General features: G+C 61.6%; 17 protein-coding genes. 7 read left to right on the forward strand and 10 right to left on the reverse strand.

Going from position 1 to position 16,575, the window contains the following annotated elements:
• The first annotated feature begins 32 nt into the window (after positions 1 to 32).
• Together IB241_RS16690 and IB241_RS16695 are read left to right on the forward strand one after the other, a co-directional pair.
• The gene (locus IB241_RS16690) at positions 33 to 434 is read left to right on the forward strand and encodes a YbaY family lipoprotein (RefSeq protein WP_192299365.1); all 402 of its coding nucleotides are present in this window, start codon (positions 33 to 35) and stop codon (positions 432 to 434) included.
• A 39-nt stretch (positions 435 to 473) separates the two neighbouring features.
• On the forward strand, positions 474 to 1,163 hold the full coding sequence (locus tag IB241_RS16695) for a DUF4197 domain-containing protein (protein ID WP_192299366.1): 690 nt from the start codon (positions 474 to 476) through the stop codon (positions 1,161 to 1,163).
• A 36-nt stretch (positions 1,164 to 1,199) separates the two neighbouring features.
• Here IB241_RS16695 and IB241_RS16700 read toward each other — a convergent pair whose 3' ends face one another.
• Genes IB241_RS16700 through IB241_RS16710 form a run of 3 tightly spaced genes read right to left on the reverse strand, consistent with a single transcriptional unit; the run spans position 1,200 to position 5,968 of the window.
• Positions 1,200 to 1,793 carry a LysE family translocator gene (locus tag IB241_RS16700; RefSeq protein ID WP_192299367.1) on the reverse strand — a complete coding sequence of 198 codons (594 nt, stop codon included), beginning with the start codon at positions 1,791 to 1,793 and terminating at the stop codon, positions 1,200 to 1,202.
• Positions 1,794 to 1,795: 2 nt separating this feature from the next.
• Entirely contained in the window at positions 1,796 to 4,861 is a 3,066-nt protein-coding gene (locus IB241_RS16705) for an efflux RND transporter permease subunit (protein ID WP_192299368.1), read from the reverse strand.
• Positions 4,862 to 4,867: 6 nt separating this feature from the next.
• A complete protein-coding gene (locus tag IB241_RS16710) occupies positions 4,868 to 5,968 on the reverse strand; it encodes an efflux RND transporter periplasmic adaptor subunit (protein ID WP_192299369.1) in 1,101 nt (366 codons plus the stop codon).
• Positions 5,969 to 6,061: 93 nt separating this feature from the next.
• On the opposite strand from IB241_RS16710, the gene IB241_RS16715 reads away from it, so the two are divergent.
• Positions 6,062 to 6,697 carry a TetR/AcrR family transcriptional regulator gene (locus IB241_RS16715; protein ID WP_192299370.1) on the forward strand — a complete coding sequence of 212 codons (636 nt, stop codon included), beginning with the start codon at positions 6,062 to 6,064 and terminating at the stop codon, positions 6,695 to 6,697.
• 132 nt (positions 6,698 to 6,829) lie between these two features.
• On the opposite strand, the gene IB241_RS16720 is transcribed toward IB241_RS16715, so the two are convergent.
• Positions 6,830 to 7,612, reverse strand: coding sequence for a class I SAM-dependent methyltransferase (locus tag IB241_RS16720; protein WP_192299371.1), 783 nt, complete (start codon positions 7,610 to 7,612; stop codon positions 6,830 to 6,832).
• A gap of 96 nt (positions 7,613 to 7,708) precedes the next feature.
• Between IB241_RS16720 and IB241_RS16725 the strand changes: the two genes are divergently transcribed.
• Complete coding sequence (locus IB241_RS16725) at positions 7,709 to 8,329, forward strand: energy transducer TonB (protein ID WP_192299372.1); 621 nt, start codon at positions 7,709 to 7,711, stop codon at positions 8,327 to 8,329.
• A 1-nt stretch (position 8,330) separates the two neighbouring features.
• On the opposite strand, the gene IB241_RS16730 is transcribed toward IB241_RS16725, so the two are convergent.
• The 6 genes from IB241_RS16730 to ppc form a co-directional block, all read right to left on the reverse strand.
• The gene (locus IB241_RS16730; protein WP_192299373.1) at positions 8,331 to 9,158 is read right to left on the reverse strand and encodes an isocitrate lyase/PEP mutase family protein; all 828 of its coding nucleotides are present in this window, start codon (positions 9,156 to 9,158) and stop codon (positions 8,331 to 8,333) included.
• Positions 9,159 to 9,185: 27 nt separating this feature from the next.
• A complete protein-coding gene (locus IB241_RS16735) occupies positions 9,186 to 10,046 on the reverse strand; it encodes a DUF72 domain-containing protein (protein ID WP_192299374.1) in 861 nt (286 codons plus the stop codon).
• Complete coding sequence (locus IB241_RS16740; protein WP_192299375.1) at positions 10,046 to 10,336, reverse strand: hypothetical protein; 291 nt, start codon at positions 10,334 to 10,336, stop codon at positions 10,046 to 10,048. The genes IB241_RS16735 and IB241_RS16740 overlap by 1 nt, the downstream gene beginning before the upstream one ends.
• 250 nt (positions 10,337 to 10,586) lie before the next feature.
• Positions 10,587 to 11,270 carry a tRNA (adenosine(37)-N6)-threonylcarbamoyltransferase complex dimerization subunit type 1 TsaB gene (tsaB, locus tag IB241_RS16745; RefSeq protein WP_192299376.1) on the reverse strand — a complete coding sequence of 228 codons (684 nt, stop codon included), beginning with the start codon at positions 11,268 to 11,270 and terminating at the stop codon, positions 10,587 to 10,589.
• Positions 11,271 to 11,360: 90 nt separating this feature from the next.
• Positions 11,361 to 12,008 carry an adenylate kinase gene (gene adk, locus IB241_RS16750; protein ID WP_192299377.1) on the reverse strand — a complete coding sequence of 216 codons (648 nt, stop codon included), beginning with the start codon at positions 12,006 to 12,008 and terminating at the stop codon, positions 11,361 to 11,363.
• A gap of 279 nt (positions 12,009 to 12,287) precedes the next feature.
• Positions 12,288 to 14,915: a phosphoenolpyruvate carboxylase gene (gene ppc, locus IB241_RS16755; protein WP_192299378.1), complete on the reverse strand. Its 2,628-nt coding sequence runs from the start codon at positions 14,913 to 14,915 to the stop codon at positions 12,288 to 12,290.
• Between the two features lie 185 nt (positions 14,916 to 15,100).
• Here ppc and IB241_RS16760 point away from each other — a divergent pair, with 185 nt between their 5' ends.
• The 3 genes from IB241_RS16760 to IB241_RS16770 form a co-directional block, all read left to right on the forward strand.
• On the forward strand, positions 15,101 to 15,445 hold the full coding sequence (locus IB241_RS16760) for a pilin assembly protein (protein WP_192299379.1): 345 nt from the start codon (positions 15,101 to 15,103) through the stop codon (positions 15,443 to 15,445).
• 270 nt (positions 15,446 to 15,715) lie between these two features.
• The gene (locus IB241_RS16765; RefSeq protein ID WP_192299380.1) at positions 15,716 to 16,141 is read left to right on the forward strand and encodes a DUF4398 domain-containing protein; all 426 of its coding nucleotides are present in this window, start codon (positions 15,716 to 15,718) and stop codon (positions 16,139 to 16,141) included.
• A gap of 55 nt (positions 16,142 to 16,196) precedes the next feature.
• A partial coding sequence (locus IB241_RS16770) for a DUF4398 domain-containing protein (protein ID WP_192299381.1) occupies positions 16,197 to 16,575 on the forward strand: 379 nt, incomplete at its 3' end.

Below are 16,575 nucleotides of genomic sequence, written 5' to 3' on the forward strand. Positions count from 1 at the left end.
GGTTTCCGGCGCCGTTGACAAGGAGCAACACCATGAAAAAGATCATCCTCCTCGGCCTCACCGCCCTGCTCGGAGCCTGCCAATCCATGACGCCCGCCCCCAAGGCCAGCCTCGATGGCGAAGTGTTCTACCTGCAACGCATCGCCCTGCCGCCCACCGCCATCTTGAGTGTCAGCCTGCAAGACGTGTCCCTGGCCGACGCGCCAGCCGTGACGCTGGCGGAGCAGAAAGGCCCGGTCAAAGGCCAGGTGCCCCTGGCGTTTCACCTGAGCTACGACCCTGCACAGGTCAAGCCTGGCCACAGTTATTCGGTCAGCGCTCGCATCGAAGTGGATGGCAAGCTAATGTTTATCACCACCGAACGGCACTCTGTGCAGCTCAACGGCCAGGACCCGCAACCCCTGCGCTTGCGCGTTGACGCCGCGGCCCACTGATAGCCTCCAGAACACACGCCCCATCAAAAGGAAGCGCCCATGCTCCGCAACTCCCTTCGCTTTACTGCCCTGTGTGCCGGCCTGCTGCTCGGCGCCAACGCCATGGCCCTGGACCTCAGCAGCCTGTCCCAGGGCGACGCCAGCGGCGGCCTCAAGGACGCCCTGACCCAAGGCGCACAGATCGCCGTGAAACAATTGGGTGTACCGGGAGGTTTCAGCAACAATCCGCAAGTGAAGATCGGTTTGCCGGGCAAGTTGGGCAAAGTGGCCGACAAGCTGAAGATGTTTGGCATGGGTGACCAGGTCACGCAGTTGGAAGCCAGTATGAACAAAGCTGCGGAGTCCGCCGTGACCCAGGCCCAGCCGATCCTGGTAAATGCCGTGAAAAACATGAGCGTGACCGACGCCAAGGGCATCCTCAGCGGCGGCCAGGACTCGGCCACCCAATACCTGAACAAAAGCAGCCGCGAGCAGATCCGCGCCAAGTTCCTGCCCATCGTGAAAGCGGCGACCGACAAGGTCGGCGTGGCCCAGCAGTACAACGCCCTGGCCGGCAAGGCTGCGGCGTTTGGCGCAGTGGACGCCAAAAGCGCCAACGTCGAAAACTACGTGACCGAGCAGGCGCTGGATGGCTTGTTCAAGATGATCGCGCAACAGGAAGAAACCATTCGCAAGAACCCGGCGGCCGCGGCCACCAGCCTGGCGAAGAAGGTGTTCGGCGCGCTGTAAACGTTGGAAGGATCGCTCCCTGCAACGGGGAGCGACCTAATGCAGGACCGATTCCGCCAACCGCCCCACCATCAACGTGGCAAAGCAACCAATCGCGATCGAGGTGGCGCGGTTGATCTTCAACGGCGTCAGCCAGGCCTTTTGAATCCCTTCGAAGCGACTGCCCAGCACAATCCACGCCGACCCTACCGGGATCACCACCAACACCAGGGTGAGCATGAACCCGGCATAGCCTGGCAACGTGGCAAAGGCGCCGACCGGCGCGATGAACGACACGATCAACAGGCCTTTGGGATTCATCACCGTCAGCCAGAAGAAATACAGCCCGGAGAAACGGTCGCGGCTCGGGTCGGCCGCGCTGTTCTTGCGTTGCCAGAGTTTGTACGAGACATACAGCAGGTAACACGCCGCCGCCAGTTGCGTGGCCTTCAACGCCCATGGCGAATACGCCGCCAGATACAGCAAGGCCACACCCCACAGCGAAACCTGCAGCAGGTAGGCCAAGCACTCGACAAATGCCAGTTGCCACGAGGCCCGCCAGCCGAACAACAGCCCTGCGCGAAACAGCAGGGTGTTGGTCGGGCCAGGGGCAAGCAATAACAACATCAGGGCTGAAACAGTGGCCAACATGATTACGCGACGTCCTTCCTCACTCGGAACCACGCAGCATACAGGGCCGGCAGGAACAATAGGGTCAACGCCGTCGCCACAATCAACCCACCCATGATCGCCACTGCCATCGGCCCGAAGAACACGCTGCGCGACAGCGGGATCATCGCCAGCACCGCCGCGAGGGCGGTGAGAACAATCGGACGGAAGCGTCGGACGGTAGCTTCGATAATGGCCTGCCATGGCGCCAACCCGGCCTTGATGTCCTGCTCGATCTGGTCCACCAGGATCACCGAGTTGCGCATGATCATGCCCGACAGCGCGATGGTGCCAAGCATGGCCACAAAGCCGAAGGGCTGGCGGAACACCAACAGGAACAGTGTCACGCCGATCAGGCCCAGCGGCGCCGTCAGAAACACCATCGCCGTACGTGAGAAGCTGCGCAGTTGCAGCATCAGCAAGGTCAGCACCACCACGATAAACAGCGGTACGCCGGCTTTGACCGAGTTTTGCCCACGGGCAGAATCCTCGACGGTACCGCCGACTTCCAGCAAGTAGCCATCCGGTAGTTCGGCGCGCACGCCTTCAAGGGTCGGCTGAATCTGCTGGACCAGGGTCGCCGGTTGCTCCTTGCCATAGATGTCGGCGCGGATCGTCACCGTCGGCAGACGATTGCGGTGCCAGATGATGCCCTCTTCGAAGCCGTATTCGAGGGTGGCGATTTGCGACAGCGCCACACTTTTACCGTTGTCGGTCGGCACGGCGAGGCTTGGCAGCAGCGACAACTCGGTGCGCTCGTGGACGGTGCCGCGCAGGAGGATTTCGATCAACTCGTTGTCCTCCCGGTATTGGCTGACGCTGGAACCTGTCAGCGAACTCTGTAGGAATTTCGACAGATTTGCGGTGCTCACACCGAGGGCGCGGGCGCGATCCTGGTCGATATTGAGGTAGACGATCTTGCTCGGCTCTTCCCAATCCAGGTGCACGTTGGCCACGTGGGTATTTTCACGAACCTTGGCCGCCACTTTCCGCGCCAGGGCGCGGACTTCTTCGATGTGTTCGCCGGTCACGCGGAACTGCACCGGGTAGCCTACAGGCGGGCCGTTTTCCAGGCGCGTGACCCGCGAGCGCAGCTCGGGGAATTGTTCGTTGAGGGTTTCGATCAGCCAGGTGCGCAGGCTTTCACGTTCCTCGATGGTTTTGGCCAACACCACAAACTGGGCGAAGCTGGCGGCTGGCAACTGCTGGTCCAGGGGCAGGTAGAAACGCGGCGAACCGGTGCCTATGTAAGCTACGTAGTTGTCGATACCGGCGTGATCCTTGAGCAGCGCTTCCAGACGTTTGACCTGCTCGGCGGTGTTGCTCAGGGAGGTGCCTTCGGCCAGCTTCAGGTCGACCATCAGTTCCAGGCGGCCGGAGGCCGGGAAGAACTGTTGCGGCACAAAACGGAACAGCGCCACCGAGCCGATAAACAGCACCAGGGTCAGTACGATCACGGTTTTACGCCGACGCACGCACCACTCCACCAAACGTCTTACACGCTGGTAGAAGGGGGTTCCGTAGGGATCAGGACCGTCGGCGCCATGTTTGGCCGCGTGAATCTTCGCCAGGTCCGGCAGGAGTTTTTCCCCCAGGTACGGCACAAACACCACGGCCGCGACCCAAGAGGCCAGCAAGGCGATGGTCACCACCTGGAAAATCGAGCGGGTGTATTCACCAGTGCTCGACTGCGCCGTGGCAATCGGCAGAAAACCCGCGGCGGTGATCAAGGTACCGGTGAGCATCGGGAACGCAGTGCTGGTCCAGGCGAAACTCGCGGCCTTGAGCCGGTCATAGCCCTGCTCCATTTTGATCGCCATCATTTCCACGGCAATGATCGCATCATCCACCAGCAGGCCCAGGGCCAACACCAATGCGCCGAGGGAGATCTTGTGCAGGCCGATCCCGAGGTAATACATGCTGGCAAAGGTCATCGCCAGCACCAGCGGAATTGCCAGGGCGACCACCATGCCGGTGCGTACACCGAGGGAGAAGAAGCTGACCAGCAACACGATGGCCAGTGCCTCGGCCAGGACCTGAACGAATTCGCCGACACTGGTTTTCACCGCAGCCGGTTGATCCGATACCTTGCGCAGCTCCATGCCTGCCGGAAGGTTCTTCTGCAGGCGTGCGAATTCGCCTTCAAGCGCCTTGCCCAGCACCAGGATGTCGCCGCCGTCGCGCATGGCTACGGCCAGGCCGATGGCGTCCGCGCCCATATAGCGCATGCGCGGCGCCGGAGGATCGTTGAAGCCACGGTGGATGTCGGCGACATCGCCGATACGGAAGGTGCGGTCACCCACACGAATCGGGAAGTTGCGGATCTCTTCCACCGTCTTGAAATTACCCGACACCCGCAGTTGCACGCGTTCGGTCGGGGTTTCGAAGAAGCCGGCGGTAGAGACCGCGTTCTGTTCTTGCAACGCCTGCTGTACCGCCGCCAACGGCAGGCCGAGGGTCGCCAGCTTGAGGTTGGACAACTCGATCCAGATCTTCTCGTCCTGGAGGCCAAGCAACTCGACCTTGCCCACATCCGGCACGCGCTGCAGCTGAATCTGGATACGGTCGGCGTAGTCCTTGAGCACGGCGTAGTCAAAACCATCGCCGGTCAGGGCGTAGATGTTGCCGAAGGTGGTGCCGAACTCATCGTTGAAAAACGGCCCCTGGATGTCCGGCGGCAAGGTCTGGCGGATGTCGCTGATCTTTTTGCGCACCTGATACCACAGCTCGGGGATCTGCGCCGAGTGCATGGAGTCGCGGGCCATAAAGGTGACTTGGGATTCGCCGGGACGCGAGAAGGAGACAATGCGCTCGTAGTCGCCGGTCTCCATCAGTTTTTTCTCGATGCGCTCGGTGACCTGGCGCGAAACTTCCTGAGCCGTAGCGCCGGGCCAGTTGGTCTTGATCACCATGGCCTTGAAGGTGAACGGCGGGTCTTCGCTTTGCCCCAGCTTGGTGTAGGACAAGGTGCCGACCACTGCCAGCAGGATCATCAGGAACAGTACGATCTGGCGATTACGCAACGCCCATTCGGAAAGATTGAAACCCATCGGGGACTACTCCTTGGCCGCCAGATTCACTATCCGGTTGGAGCGATCCACCGGGCGCACTTGCTGGCCCTCATGGAGCACATGCACGCCGGCGGCGATCACCCAATCAGTGGGACTCAAGCCTTCCAGCACCGGCACGGATTTTTCGCCGAACGCACCGATGCGCACCGGGGTGCGTTTAAGCGTGTTGTCTGCCTGTACACGCCACACGTAGGACGCACCGTTCTCCGCACTGAGGGCAGACAACGGCACCGACAGCGGAATCACACCGTCAGCCTGTATGAAAACCCGCGCACTCTGGCCCAGTTCGGCAGGGACCTTGCCGCCGGTAAATGCCACACGCGCGGCAAAGGTGCGCGATTTCGGGTCGGCTGCTGGCGACAGTTCACGGATACGCCCGGCGAAACGCTGATCCGGCTGGCTCCACAATTCGACGGACACCGGCTGGCCGATCTTGAACCGGGCGAAGCCTTGCTCGGGCAGGCTGATCAACACCTCACGCTCGCCATCGGTGGCCAGGGTGAATACGGTCTGGCCGGCGGATACCACCTGGCCCACTTCCACTGCGCGCTTGGCGACCACGCCGTCCTGGGGCGCGCGCAACGTGGCGTAACCGGCCTGGTTGCTCGACACGTCGAACTCGGCCTTGATCTGTTTGAGACGTGCTTCGCCGGATCGGTAGAGGTTTTCAGAATTGTCGTACTGGGAACGGCTGACCATCTGACGGTCCATCAGGGTCTTGTAGCGATCACGCTCGGCGCGCACCAGGCTCAGGTTGGCCTCGGCGGCGGCGACCTGGGCGCGGGTGGCTTCCAGTTGCAGGCGCACATCCTGAGGGTCCAGCTCGGCCAGCGGCTGATTGGCCTTGACCCGCTCGCCCTCCTCGACCAGGCGCTTGCTGACTTTGCCGCCGATGCGAAAGGCCAGGTCCGGCTCATAGCGCGCACGGACTTCACCGGGGTAGCTGTCACTCGCCTGCGCCGAAGGCTGCGGCTGCACCACCATGGCCGGGCGGATAACGGTCTGGGCCGCTTCTTCATGGCCGCAAGCGGCCAAGAGGAACGCCAAGCTGGCAGGCAACGCAAGGGGCAGGAAAGTGCTGCGCATGCTGAAGGACCTTTCGCAAATGGAGCTAGGAATAATTATACTGGCCAGTATGTTATTAATACCAAACTCACCAGTCCAGTATTAAAGGTGAAAATGTCCGACAATCCTGCCAACACCAATAGCCCCGGGCGTCCCAAGGACATGGCAAAACGCCAGGCTATCCTCGAAGCAGCGAAAATCCTGTTTTTGAGCAATGGTTACGCCAGTACCAGCATGGATGCTGTCGCCCTTGAGGCCGGCGTGTCGAAACTGACCGTCTACAGCCACTTCACCGACAAAGAGACCTTATTCACCGCCGCCGTGGTCGCCAAGTGCGAGGAACAATTGCCGGTGATGTACTTCGAGTTGCCCGCCGACATGCCTGTGGAAACGGTGCTGTTGAACATTGCGCGGGGCTTCCATCGGCTGATCAACAGCAAGGAATCGGTGAACCTGCATCGCCTGATGATGACCACGGGCAACCAGGACGTGAAACTCTCACAGATCTTCTTCGAGGCGGGGCCAATGCGCATGCTGCAAGGCATGGAGCGCTTGTTGGGCAAGATCGACCAAAGTGGCGCGCTGAGCATCGACAAACCGTTTACGGCGGCCGAGCACTTCTTCTGCCTGCTCAAGGGCACGGCGAATTTTTGCTTGTTGTATGGCTGTGGCGGGCCGTTGAGTGAGGAGGCGGCCGAGGAACACGTGCGCGAGGTGGTGGGGTTGTTTATGCGCGCTTATCGGGCCTGAAGTCTTGTGGTGGCTGGGCGGTCGCTTTCGCGAACAAGCCCGCTCCCACATTTGACCGAGTTCCAACTTTGGAATGCGGCCAAATGTGGGAGCGGGCTTGCTCGCGAAGAGGCCCTCAAGACCACTGAAGATTCAGCCCTTGAGCGCCTTCTTCGGGTAGATGTCATACCGGCTGGACTTGCCATCCAACGCATGGCTCGGCTTGGGCCCCTCGATACACGGTGCCTTGCGCGGCCGTTTCACCACCACCCTGTGGCTGGCCAACGCCAGTGCCGCTGCGAGCAATGCAGGGGCATCCGGATCATCCCCCACCAACGGCCGGAACAGGCGCATTTCCTTCTTCACCAGGGCAGTTTTCTCACGATGCGGGAACATCGGGTCGAGATAGATCACCTGGGGCGGCTCGCCCTCCCAATTACGCATCACCTCGATGGAGTTGCCTTTGAGCAGCTGCATGCGCGCCACAATCGGTGCCACCTCAAAATCATCCGCGCCGCGCGCCAGGCCGTCTTCAAGCAAGGCGCCGATCAACGGCTGGCGCTCGATCAGGCTCATTTCGCAGCCCAGGCTCGCGAGTACGAACGCGTCCTTGCCCAGGCCTGCGGTAGCGTCCAGCACCCGTGGGCGCACGCCTTGGGCGATGCCCACCGCTTTGGCGATCATCTGCCCGCTGCCACCGCCATACAAACGCCGGTGCGCCGCGCCACCTTCGACAAAATCCACGCGCACCGGCCCCGGTGCATCCGGCCCAAGCTGTTGCAGCTGTAGGCCCTGTTCACCGACTTGCAGGGAAAAATCCGCATCCGCCTGCTGCAAAGGCAGGCCAAGCCGTGTCGCCCATTGCTCGGCAAGGGCCTGGAAACCTTCGGCCAAGGCCTCGACCCTGATGCGGCTGGCCGCTGGTTGTTCGCTCATCAATCGCTACGCTCAAAAATATTAAGGATCGGCAAATACCGGCCGATAAAAACAACAGTCAGGTATTTTGCCAGAGCTGAGCGTCGACCGAGAAAAATGTCAGACATTCTTCCCCTAACCATCGGTGTACTGCCGACCCACAACCACTACGGCCTGCGCAATACCCAAGCGCTGGCCGGGGTGAGTCATGTGTGGCAGGACTTCTTTGCCCGGGCGTTGGCCGAGCAGCTCGGCGATGCGCCGGGCGCGCTCGCCGCCCAGGCGCCTGCACCGCTGGACCCGGAAGTTGAACCCAGTGCCGGCGCCGACCTGCTGTCGCAGATCCTCACCCAGCGTGAATGCGACGTGAAAGACACCGAAATCGCCCCGCCTGAGCCGTTGTTCCTGCCGATTGCCGAGTTCGAGACCGAACTGCTGCCACCGGCTGCGACACCATTGCCCGAAGAAGAAATCGTCGCCCAACAGCGCCAGCAAAACTTCGAAAGCGGCTGGGTTCGCCCAATCGTGCTGAGCGCCGGCCAACCGCTGCCGGAACCCGGCCCGGCGCCCGAGCCCCGCCCGCTGCACCTGCCGATTGCCGAGTTCGAACTGGACCTGCTGCCACCGGCCGCCACGCCGTACCCGACCGAAGAACTGCTGGCGCAACAAAAGGCCCTGGACTTCGATTACCACTGGGCTCGCCCGCTGATCACTCAGAACCTGCGCCTGGCCGCCTGATTCAGCGCTTGAAAAACTCGTTGGCCTGGTTGAACGGCATCTTGCGTTCAGTGAAGGTAAACGTCCCCAACTCATACACTTCCTGCGCTGCGCGATAGAACTCGCCATAGGCTGCCAACGCCATGGCCGAGCCGACGCTGATCCGTCGCACGCCCATCGCACTCAACTGCGCCACGCTGAGGTTCAAGCCGCCGGACATCAACACGTTGACCGGCTTGGGCGCCACCGCCTTGACCACCGCCAATACTTCCTCGGCACTGCGCAGGGCCGGCGCGTAGAGCACGTCGGCACCGGCTTCGGCGTAGGCTTGCAGCCGGCGGATGGTGTCAGGCAAATCCAGACGACCATGCAGGAGGTTTTCCGCACGGGCGGTCAGGGTGAAGGCGAATGGCAGGCTGCGCGCGGCGGCAACGGCGGCTTCCACACGCGCCACAGACAGGTCAAAGGCATAGATCGGCTCAGCGGCGATGCCGGTGGCGTCTTCGATGGAGCCGCCGACAATGCCCGTGGCCGCCGCACGCAGGATGGTCTGGGCGCAGCCTTCGGGGGTGTCGCTGAAGCCGTTTTCGAGGTCGGCGGCCACTGGCAATGGCGTGGCTTGGGCAATCAGCGTGGCATTGACCAATGTGTCGTCCAGGGACAACGCCCCTTCCGCATCCGGCCGTCCGAGGCTGAACGCATAGCCTGCGCTGGTGGTGGCCAGGGCTTCAAAGCCTAGGCTGGCGAGCATCACGGCGGAGCCCGCATCCCATGGGTTGGGCATCACGAAGGCACGATCACGCGCGTGCAAGGCCTTGAAGGTTTCGGCGCGAAGGGCTTGGGCATCCATGTCTGACTCCTGGCGAAAAAAGGAGCCCTAGAGTAACCCCAGTTGCTCCACTTCAGGCGCTCGATTCAGGGTCGGCAGGGGTGGCAGGCCGGGCAGGCGCGCCATCAATTGCTCGTGAAAACGCAGGGCCAGTTGTGCGGCCAGGCGGTTGTCCGAGGTGTGCAGGAAGATGTACGGCGTGCGGCCCTCTTCGATCCAGAAGGCGATTTTTTCCACCCACGGGACCAGGAACGGGTCGTTGGCTTGCAGTTCGGGATGACCGATGAAACGCACTTGGGGAAACCGGGTCAACGCCGCCGGACGTGGCGGCACCTTGGGTTTCTTCGACTGGGCATGCAACACCGCCGCCGAGGTCGACGTGCAACTGAACAGCGCACGCGGGTCCAGGCAGATGCGCTCCACGCCTCGATCGCGCAACAAACGGTTGAGCGCGCGCTCGGCGTCGCCCTTGGCGAAGAACTCCGGGTGGCGCACTTCAACGGCCATCGGGCGTTCAAGGCCGTCGATAAACCCGACCAATTCGGCAAGGCGCTGCGGCGCAAAGCCTGCCGACAACTGCAGCCACAGCGGCGAAACACGCTCCCCCAGCGGGCTCATCAGGCCGACAAAACTTTCCGCCGCCGGCAGTTGCTCACGCAAGTCGCCAGCATGGCTGATGTCACCTGGGAACTTCGCCGTGAAGCGAAAATCGGCAGGCATGATCTCGGCCCAGCGCTGCACCGTGGCGGCCGAGGGGCGGGCATAAAACGTGGTGTTGCCTTCAACGGCGTTGAAGACTTGGGAATACAGCGCGAGGTAATCGTTGGAACGTGCGTCGGCCGGGTACAGGTATTCGCGCCAGGCGTTTTCACTCCAGGACGGGCAACCGATGAAGTAAGGCAGGCGCATCAGATGTGGATGTCGAGACCCAGCACTTCCATATCCCATTCGACAAAACCGGCGGTGGTCAGGTAGCTGGCCAGGGCGGTCGCGACGCTTTTGCTCATGGAGCGCGGGAAGACCATGTCTTGCTGACGGGCGGGAAGGCCGCTGATACGGGCTTGGGAGCTGGCTTGCGCATCGGATTGGACTTCGATGAAGTCCGGCGAATCCTCGACGGAGTCGTCCACCGTAGCGTTTGCCTTGCGCGGCTTGCGCTTGATTGGATAGGACGGTGAGGAAAAGCCATCAATACGCATAGGCGCGAACTCGCTATCAGTAATGGCATTTTAGTGGCGCAATCCGTAGCGCGCAAATGCTCTGGTGATAACTAGAACACATAATTTGAAAAAGGTTTAAAACCTCGGGCAAATTCTGACGATTGGCGTTTTTTGTCAGAAAATACCCGCACTTTTGGCGTCAAATAATCCCGCGAGGCCCACACCATCACTGTGGCAAGGGAGCTTGCTCCCGCTGGACTGCGCAACAGTCCCTGCTCCCTCGCCACAATTACAGGCCGCGTTCAGCCTTGGTCTGCGCAACCTTATCGCGCAGGTACACCGGCGCCGCCTGGTCGGCGGGAATCGCCTCGCCCCGCTCAAAAGCAAAGCGCGCCAAGGTCAGCAGGTCTTCGGCGTGGGGCAACATGGCGGCGTCCTGCCCCACCAGCGTGACCCCAATGCGCTCGCCATAACCCCAACCGGTGCCAGCACCGAACCAGTCACCGCTGGCATCTGGTGGCAATACCGAGGATTCCGGCGGCTGCACGGCTTCCACGCCGACCAGGCGCATTTCGCCAGCGGTCTCGCGATAGCAACCCCAATAGACCTCATCCATGCGCGCGTCGATCGCCGCAGCCACCTGATACGCGCCGTGTTCGCGCAACGCGCGCTGGGCCAGCACGGCCAGGTTGGACACCGGCAACACCGGCCGCTCCAGGGCAAACGCCAAGCCCTGCACCACGCCGATGGCGATCCGCACGCCGGTAAACGCACCTGGCCCGCGGCCAAATGCGATGGCATCGACCGCCGCCAGGGTGGTGCCGGCGTCTTCGAGCAGTTGCTTGATCATCGGCAACAGCTTCTGCGCATGCAGGCGGGGGATCACCTCGTAGTGGCTTGTTACTTTGCCATCGTGCAGCAGGGCAACGGAGCAAGCTTCAGTCGCGGTGTCCAGGGCCAGCAGGGTGCTCATCGGTGTGGGTGTCCAAGTCGAAAAAAAGTGCGCCAGTATAAACAACAACGGCCCGCAAGCGGGCCGTTGTACACAAAGCTGAACGAAGGATCAGCTCAGTGCTTGCAACACCTTGGCGGTGATGGCTTCAACCGAGCCAACGCCAGGGATGTGGCTGTACTTGGGCTTGCCTTGGGCAGCCGACAGCTTCTGGTAGAAATCCACCAAAGGCTTGGTCTGGGAGTGGTAGACCGACAGGCGATGACGCACGGTTTCTTCGGTGTCGTCCTTACGCTGTACCAGCTCTTCGCCGGTCACATCGTCCTTGCCTTCGACTTTTGGCGGGTTGTACAGGGTGTGGTACACGCGGCCCGAGGCTTCGTGAACGCGACGACCGGCAATACGCTGCACGATCTCTTCATCTTCAACCGCGATTTCAACCACGGCATCCAGCTCAACGCCAGCCTTCACCAGGGCTTCAGCCTGGGGAATGGTGCGTGGGAAGCCGTCGAACAGGAAACCGTTCTTGCAGTCTTCCTGGCTGATGCGTTCCTTGACCAGGTTGATGATCAAGTCATCGGAGACCAGGCCACCACTGTCCATCACGCTCTTGGCGATCAGGCCCAGCTCGGTGCCGGCCTTGACCGCTGCACGCAGCATGTCGCCGGTGGAGATTTGTGGAATGCCGAATTTTTCAGTGATGAACTTTGCCTGAGTACCTTTACCGGCCCCGGGAGCTCCCAGCAGAATGACGCGCATTGATGTGCTCCTCAATTTTTTATAGAGATGTCGCTCGGATTCGCCGCGTGGGGCCAATCGCGTAAAAATAGGATTCGGGCCGCCCAAACGGCCAAAGGCTGATCAAGATACACAGCGGGCGGTCACCATACAAGCCGCCAAAAGTCGCAGGAACCCGCGCAGGGCATGCGTCATAGGTAGGGTGTGCCTGAGTGCAACCCGCCCGCATAAACGCTGACCGCCCGTTTCCGGGCGGTCGTCGTGGTTTATCTGCAAGCCGTTGAGAACGCTTGGAAAACCTCAGCCGGTGTTGCGCAAACCGGCGGCAATACCGGCCACGGACACCAGCAGCGCCTGTTCCAGAGGGCTGTCCTGCGCCGCCTCTTGTTGACGCGAGCGCGCCAGCAACTCGGCCTGCAACAGGTGCAGGGGGTCGAGGTAGGTGTTGCGCAGACGGATGAACTCCAGGGTGTCCGGGCTATGGGCCAGCAGTTGCGACTGTCCAGTCAGGCCAAGCACCACACTGCATGCCTGCGACAATAGGTCGCGTAAGTGCGCGCCCAATGGCAGCAGGTCAGGCTGCACCAGACGCTCATCGTACAGTCGCGCAATGTCGGCATCGGCCTTGGCCAGCACCATTTCCAGCATATCGATGCGGGTGCGGAAGAATGGCCACTGCTCACGCATCTGCCCCAGCAGCTCGCCCTCACCGCGCTCCAGCGCCTTGCTCAGCGCCGCTTCCCAGCCAAGCCAGGCCGGCAGCATCAGGCGGGTCTGGGTCCAGCCGAAGATCCACGGAATCGCGCGCAGGCTTTCGATACCGCCCGCCCGGCGCTTGGCCGGACGGCTGCCCAAGGGCAAACGCCCCAACTCCTGCTCCGGGGTGGACTGGCGGAAGTACTCGACGAATTGCGGATTTTCCCGCACCACGGCGCGGTATGCGCTGACACCATCTGCCGCCAATTCGTCCATCAAATGGCGCCACGCCGGTTCCGGCGGTGGTGGCGGCAACAGCGTGGCTTCCAACACGGCGGCGAGGTAGAGGTTGAGGTTTTGCTCGGCGATGTCTGGCAGGCCGAACTTGAAGCGGATCATCTCGCCTTGCTCGGTAGTACGGAAGCGCCCCGCCACCGACCCCGGCGGCTGCGACAGGATCGCCGCATGCGCCGGGCCACCACCCCGTCCAACGGTGCCACCGCGACCGTGGAACAACAGCAATTCCACCTGCTGCTCGCGGCAGATGTCGACCAGGCGTTCCTGGGCACGGTACTGCGCCCAGGCGGCGGCGGTGGTGCCGGCGTCCTTGGCTGAGTCCGAGTAGCCGATCATCACTTCCTGCGGGCCTTGCAACCGCGCGCGATAGCCGGGCAGCAGCAACAGCCGCTCGATCACCGGGCCGGCGTTGTCCAGGTCAGCCAGGGTTTCGAACAGTGGCACCACACGCATCGGCCGCTGCACGCCCGATTCTTTGAGCAACAGTTGCACGGCGAGCACGTCCGACGCAGCTCCGGCCATGGAGATGACATACGAGCCCAACGAAGCAGCAGGCGCGGCGGCAATTTCCTTACAGGTATTCAAGACCTCAGCGGTGTCCGCCGATGGCTTGAAATAGCCCGGCAACAGTGGCCGACGGTTGCTCAGTTCCTTGCTCAGGAAGCTGATGCGCGCGTCTTCATCCCACTCTTCATAGCGGCCCAAGCCAAGGTAGTCGGTGATTTCGGTCATGGCTGACGAATGCCGACTGGAATCCTGGCGCACATCCAGACGCACCAGGAACAACCCGAAGGTCACCGCACGGCGCAGGCAATCGAGCAGCGGCCCATCGGCGATCACGCCCATGCCGCATTCGTGCAGCGACTGATAGCACAGTTCCAGCGGGTCGAGCAGGTCGCGGTTGTATTGCAGTACCTCGACCGGGGCCGGGGCGGCGGCGGTCAATGATGCGTGGGCCCATTGCCGGGTCGCGCGCAGACGTTCGCGCAGTTGTTTAAGCAGCGCACGATAGGGCTCGACACTGTCACCCACCTTGGCCTGCAACGCCGGGCTGGCTTGTTGCATCGACAGCTCCGAGGCCAGATGGTCGATATCGCGCAAGTACAAATCCGCCGCCATCCAGCGTGCCAGCAGCAACACTTCGCGGGTCACCGGCGCGGTGACGTTCGGGTTGCCGTCACGGTCGCCGCCCATCCACGAAGCAAAGCGGATTGGCGCAGCTTCCAGCGGCAAACGCAGGCCAGTGGCGGCGTGCAGGGCCTGGTCGGCCTTGCGCAAATAATTGGGGATGGCGTGCCACAGCGAATGTTCGATCACCGCAAAGCCCCATTTGGCTTCGTCGACCGGGGTTGGCCGGACACGGCGGATCTCTTCGGTGTGCCAGGCCTCGGCGATCAACCGTTGCAGGCGCTCGCGGATCTGCGTGCGCTCGGCGGTGGTGAGATCACGGTGATCCTGCAGCGCCAGTTGCGCGGCAATCGCATCGTATTTCTGGATCAGGGTGCGGCGCGCCACTTCGGTGGGGTGGGCGGTGAGGACCAACTCGATCTCCAACCGCGCCAGCTGGCGGGCCAGGGATTCATTGCTGTGGCCTTCGCTTTGCAGGCGCGCAAGCAGTTCAGGCAACACGCGGGATTCGAACGGCGCCGGCTGCGACTCATCGCGCCGATGAATCAGTTGGTATTGCTCGGCGATGTTGGCGAGGTTGAGGAACTGGTTGAAGGCACGGGCCACCGGCAACAGTTCGTCTTCCTGCAACTGGTTGAGGCTGCTGCTCAACTCATCGCCAGCGCCACGCCGATCGGCCTTGGCGCCTTTGCGGATCTGCTCGATCTTGTCGAGAAAAGCATCGCCGTACTGCTCTCGAATGGTGTTGCCCAACAGTTCACCGAGCAGGTGAACATCCTCACGCAAGCGTGCATCGATATCACTCATCAGCCAATCTCCAGCCAGAAATCCGGGACGCGCAGGTCTTGCAGAGTGCCGCCAGCATTCATTTATGACAAGACTTTAAACCTTGCGCGATGCAGCTAGTCTGAAGACTAAGGCGCCTGTGTTTACCCACACGGGCGACTGGTCACTCATCACCGCCCGCCATCCCGGGCTTTATTGAGGTTGCCATGAAAATTCGAGAATTGGCCCAGCATTGGGAAGAGAACGCCAAGGGTCGCTTGACCAAGAACGCGTACGCCGTCCACTTGGATCTGGAAGCCGCCGCCCGGCTGGCGGCCATTGCCGAGATGTACCCCAAGCGCCAGCCTGAAGAACTGCTCGCCGAGTTGATCGGCGCCGCCCTGGAAGAGCTGGAAGCCAGCTTCCCCTACATCAAGGGCCAGCAGGTGATTGCCACCGATGAGGAGGGCGACCCGCTGTATGAAGATGTCGGCCCCACCCCGCGTTTCCTGACCTTGTCGCGACGCTATCTGCATGACTTGTCGGCCGCCGCCGACGAACCGACACACTGATACATCCCTTCATACCCCTTGTATTCCGGGCCTTGAACAGGCCCGGCGTACCACTGCGCAACGCAGAAGTTCCAATTTTTTGTGCTGACCGATCAGTCAGATATTTTTTTAGGCAAATCGCCATCTTCTCTGAACTATTCAAAAAAGCCTTCGGTCACACCCAGTAAGCCATCATTTGGAACGGTCGTTTCAACAGGCGTCATGTGCCTTATCCGCCGGGCCCGCAATCGACCTTACAAGATGGATTTTAAGTTTTTCAGGAGTTATCCAATGGAGTTGAAGACGATGAAGACCAGCACTGCCAAATCCTCGTTTAACCACCTGCGCGGGCTCAAATTGGCCGCGCTGGCAATCGGCACCAGCTTCGTCCTGGCGGGCTGCGCCGGCAACCCGCCAACCGAGCAATACGCGGTGACCCAGTCTGCGGTGAACAGTGCAGTCAGCGCTGGCGGCACCGAGTATGCGGCCGTGGAAATGAAGTCGGCCCAGGACAAGCTCAAGCAAGCCGAAATCGCCATGCACGACAAGAACTACGAAGAGGCCCGTCGCCTGGCCGAACAAGCTGAATGGGACGCTCGCGTGGCTGAGCGCAAATCCCAGGCGGCCAAGGCTGAACAGGCTGTGAAGGATTCCCAGAAAGCTGTTCAGGAGCTGCGTCAGGAAGGCATGCGCCCGGCTGTGATCAAACAGCAATAAGCCGCCGCCCCCGATTGCACTGCACCCGATATCGAATTGAAAGGACGACACGACTATGCGTAAACAATTGATGATCCCTGCCCTGCTGGCGATGAGCGTTGCCCTGGCGGCCTGCTCCACCCCGCCGAACGCGAACCTGGAAAACGCACGGACCAACTTCTCGGCCCTGCAAACCAACCCGCAAGCCACCAAGCTGGCGGCACTGGAAACCAAGGACGCCAGCGAATGGCTGGACAAGGCTGACAAAGCCTACCGTGACAAGGAAGACCAGAAGAAAGTCGACCAACTGGCCTACCTGACCAACCAACGTGTTGAAGTGGCCAAGGACACCATCGTGCTGCGCGAGTCCGAAGCCAAGCTGAAAAACGCCGGTGACGAACGTGCCCGCGCCCTGCTTGAGGCCCGCGACGCGCAGATCAAGCAACTGCAAGACA

Origin of the sequence: Pseudomonas sp. PDM05 (assembly GCF_014851685.1) — a bacterium.
Taxonomy (GTDB): Bacteria; Pseudomonadota; Gammaproteobacteria; order Pseudomonadales; family Pseudomonadaceae; genus Aquipseudomonas.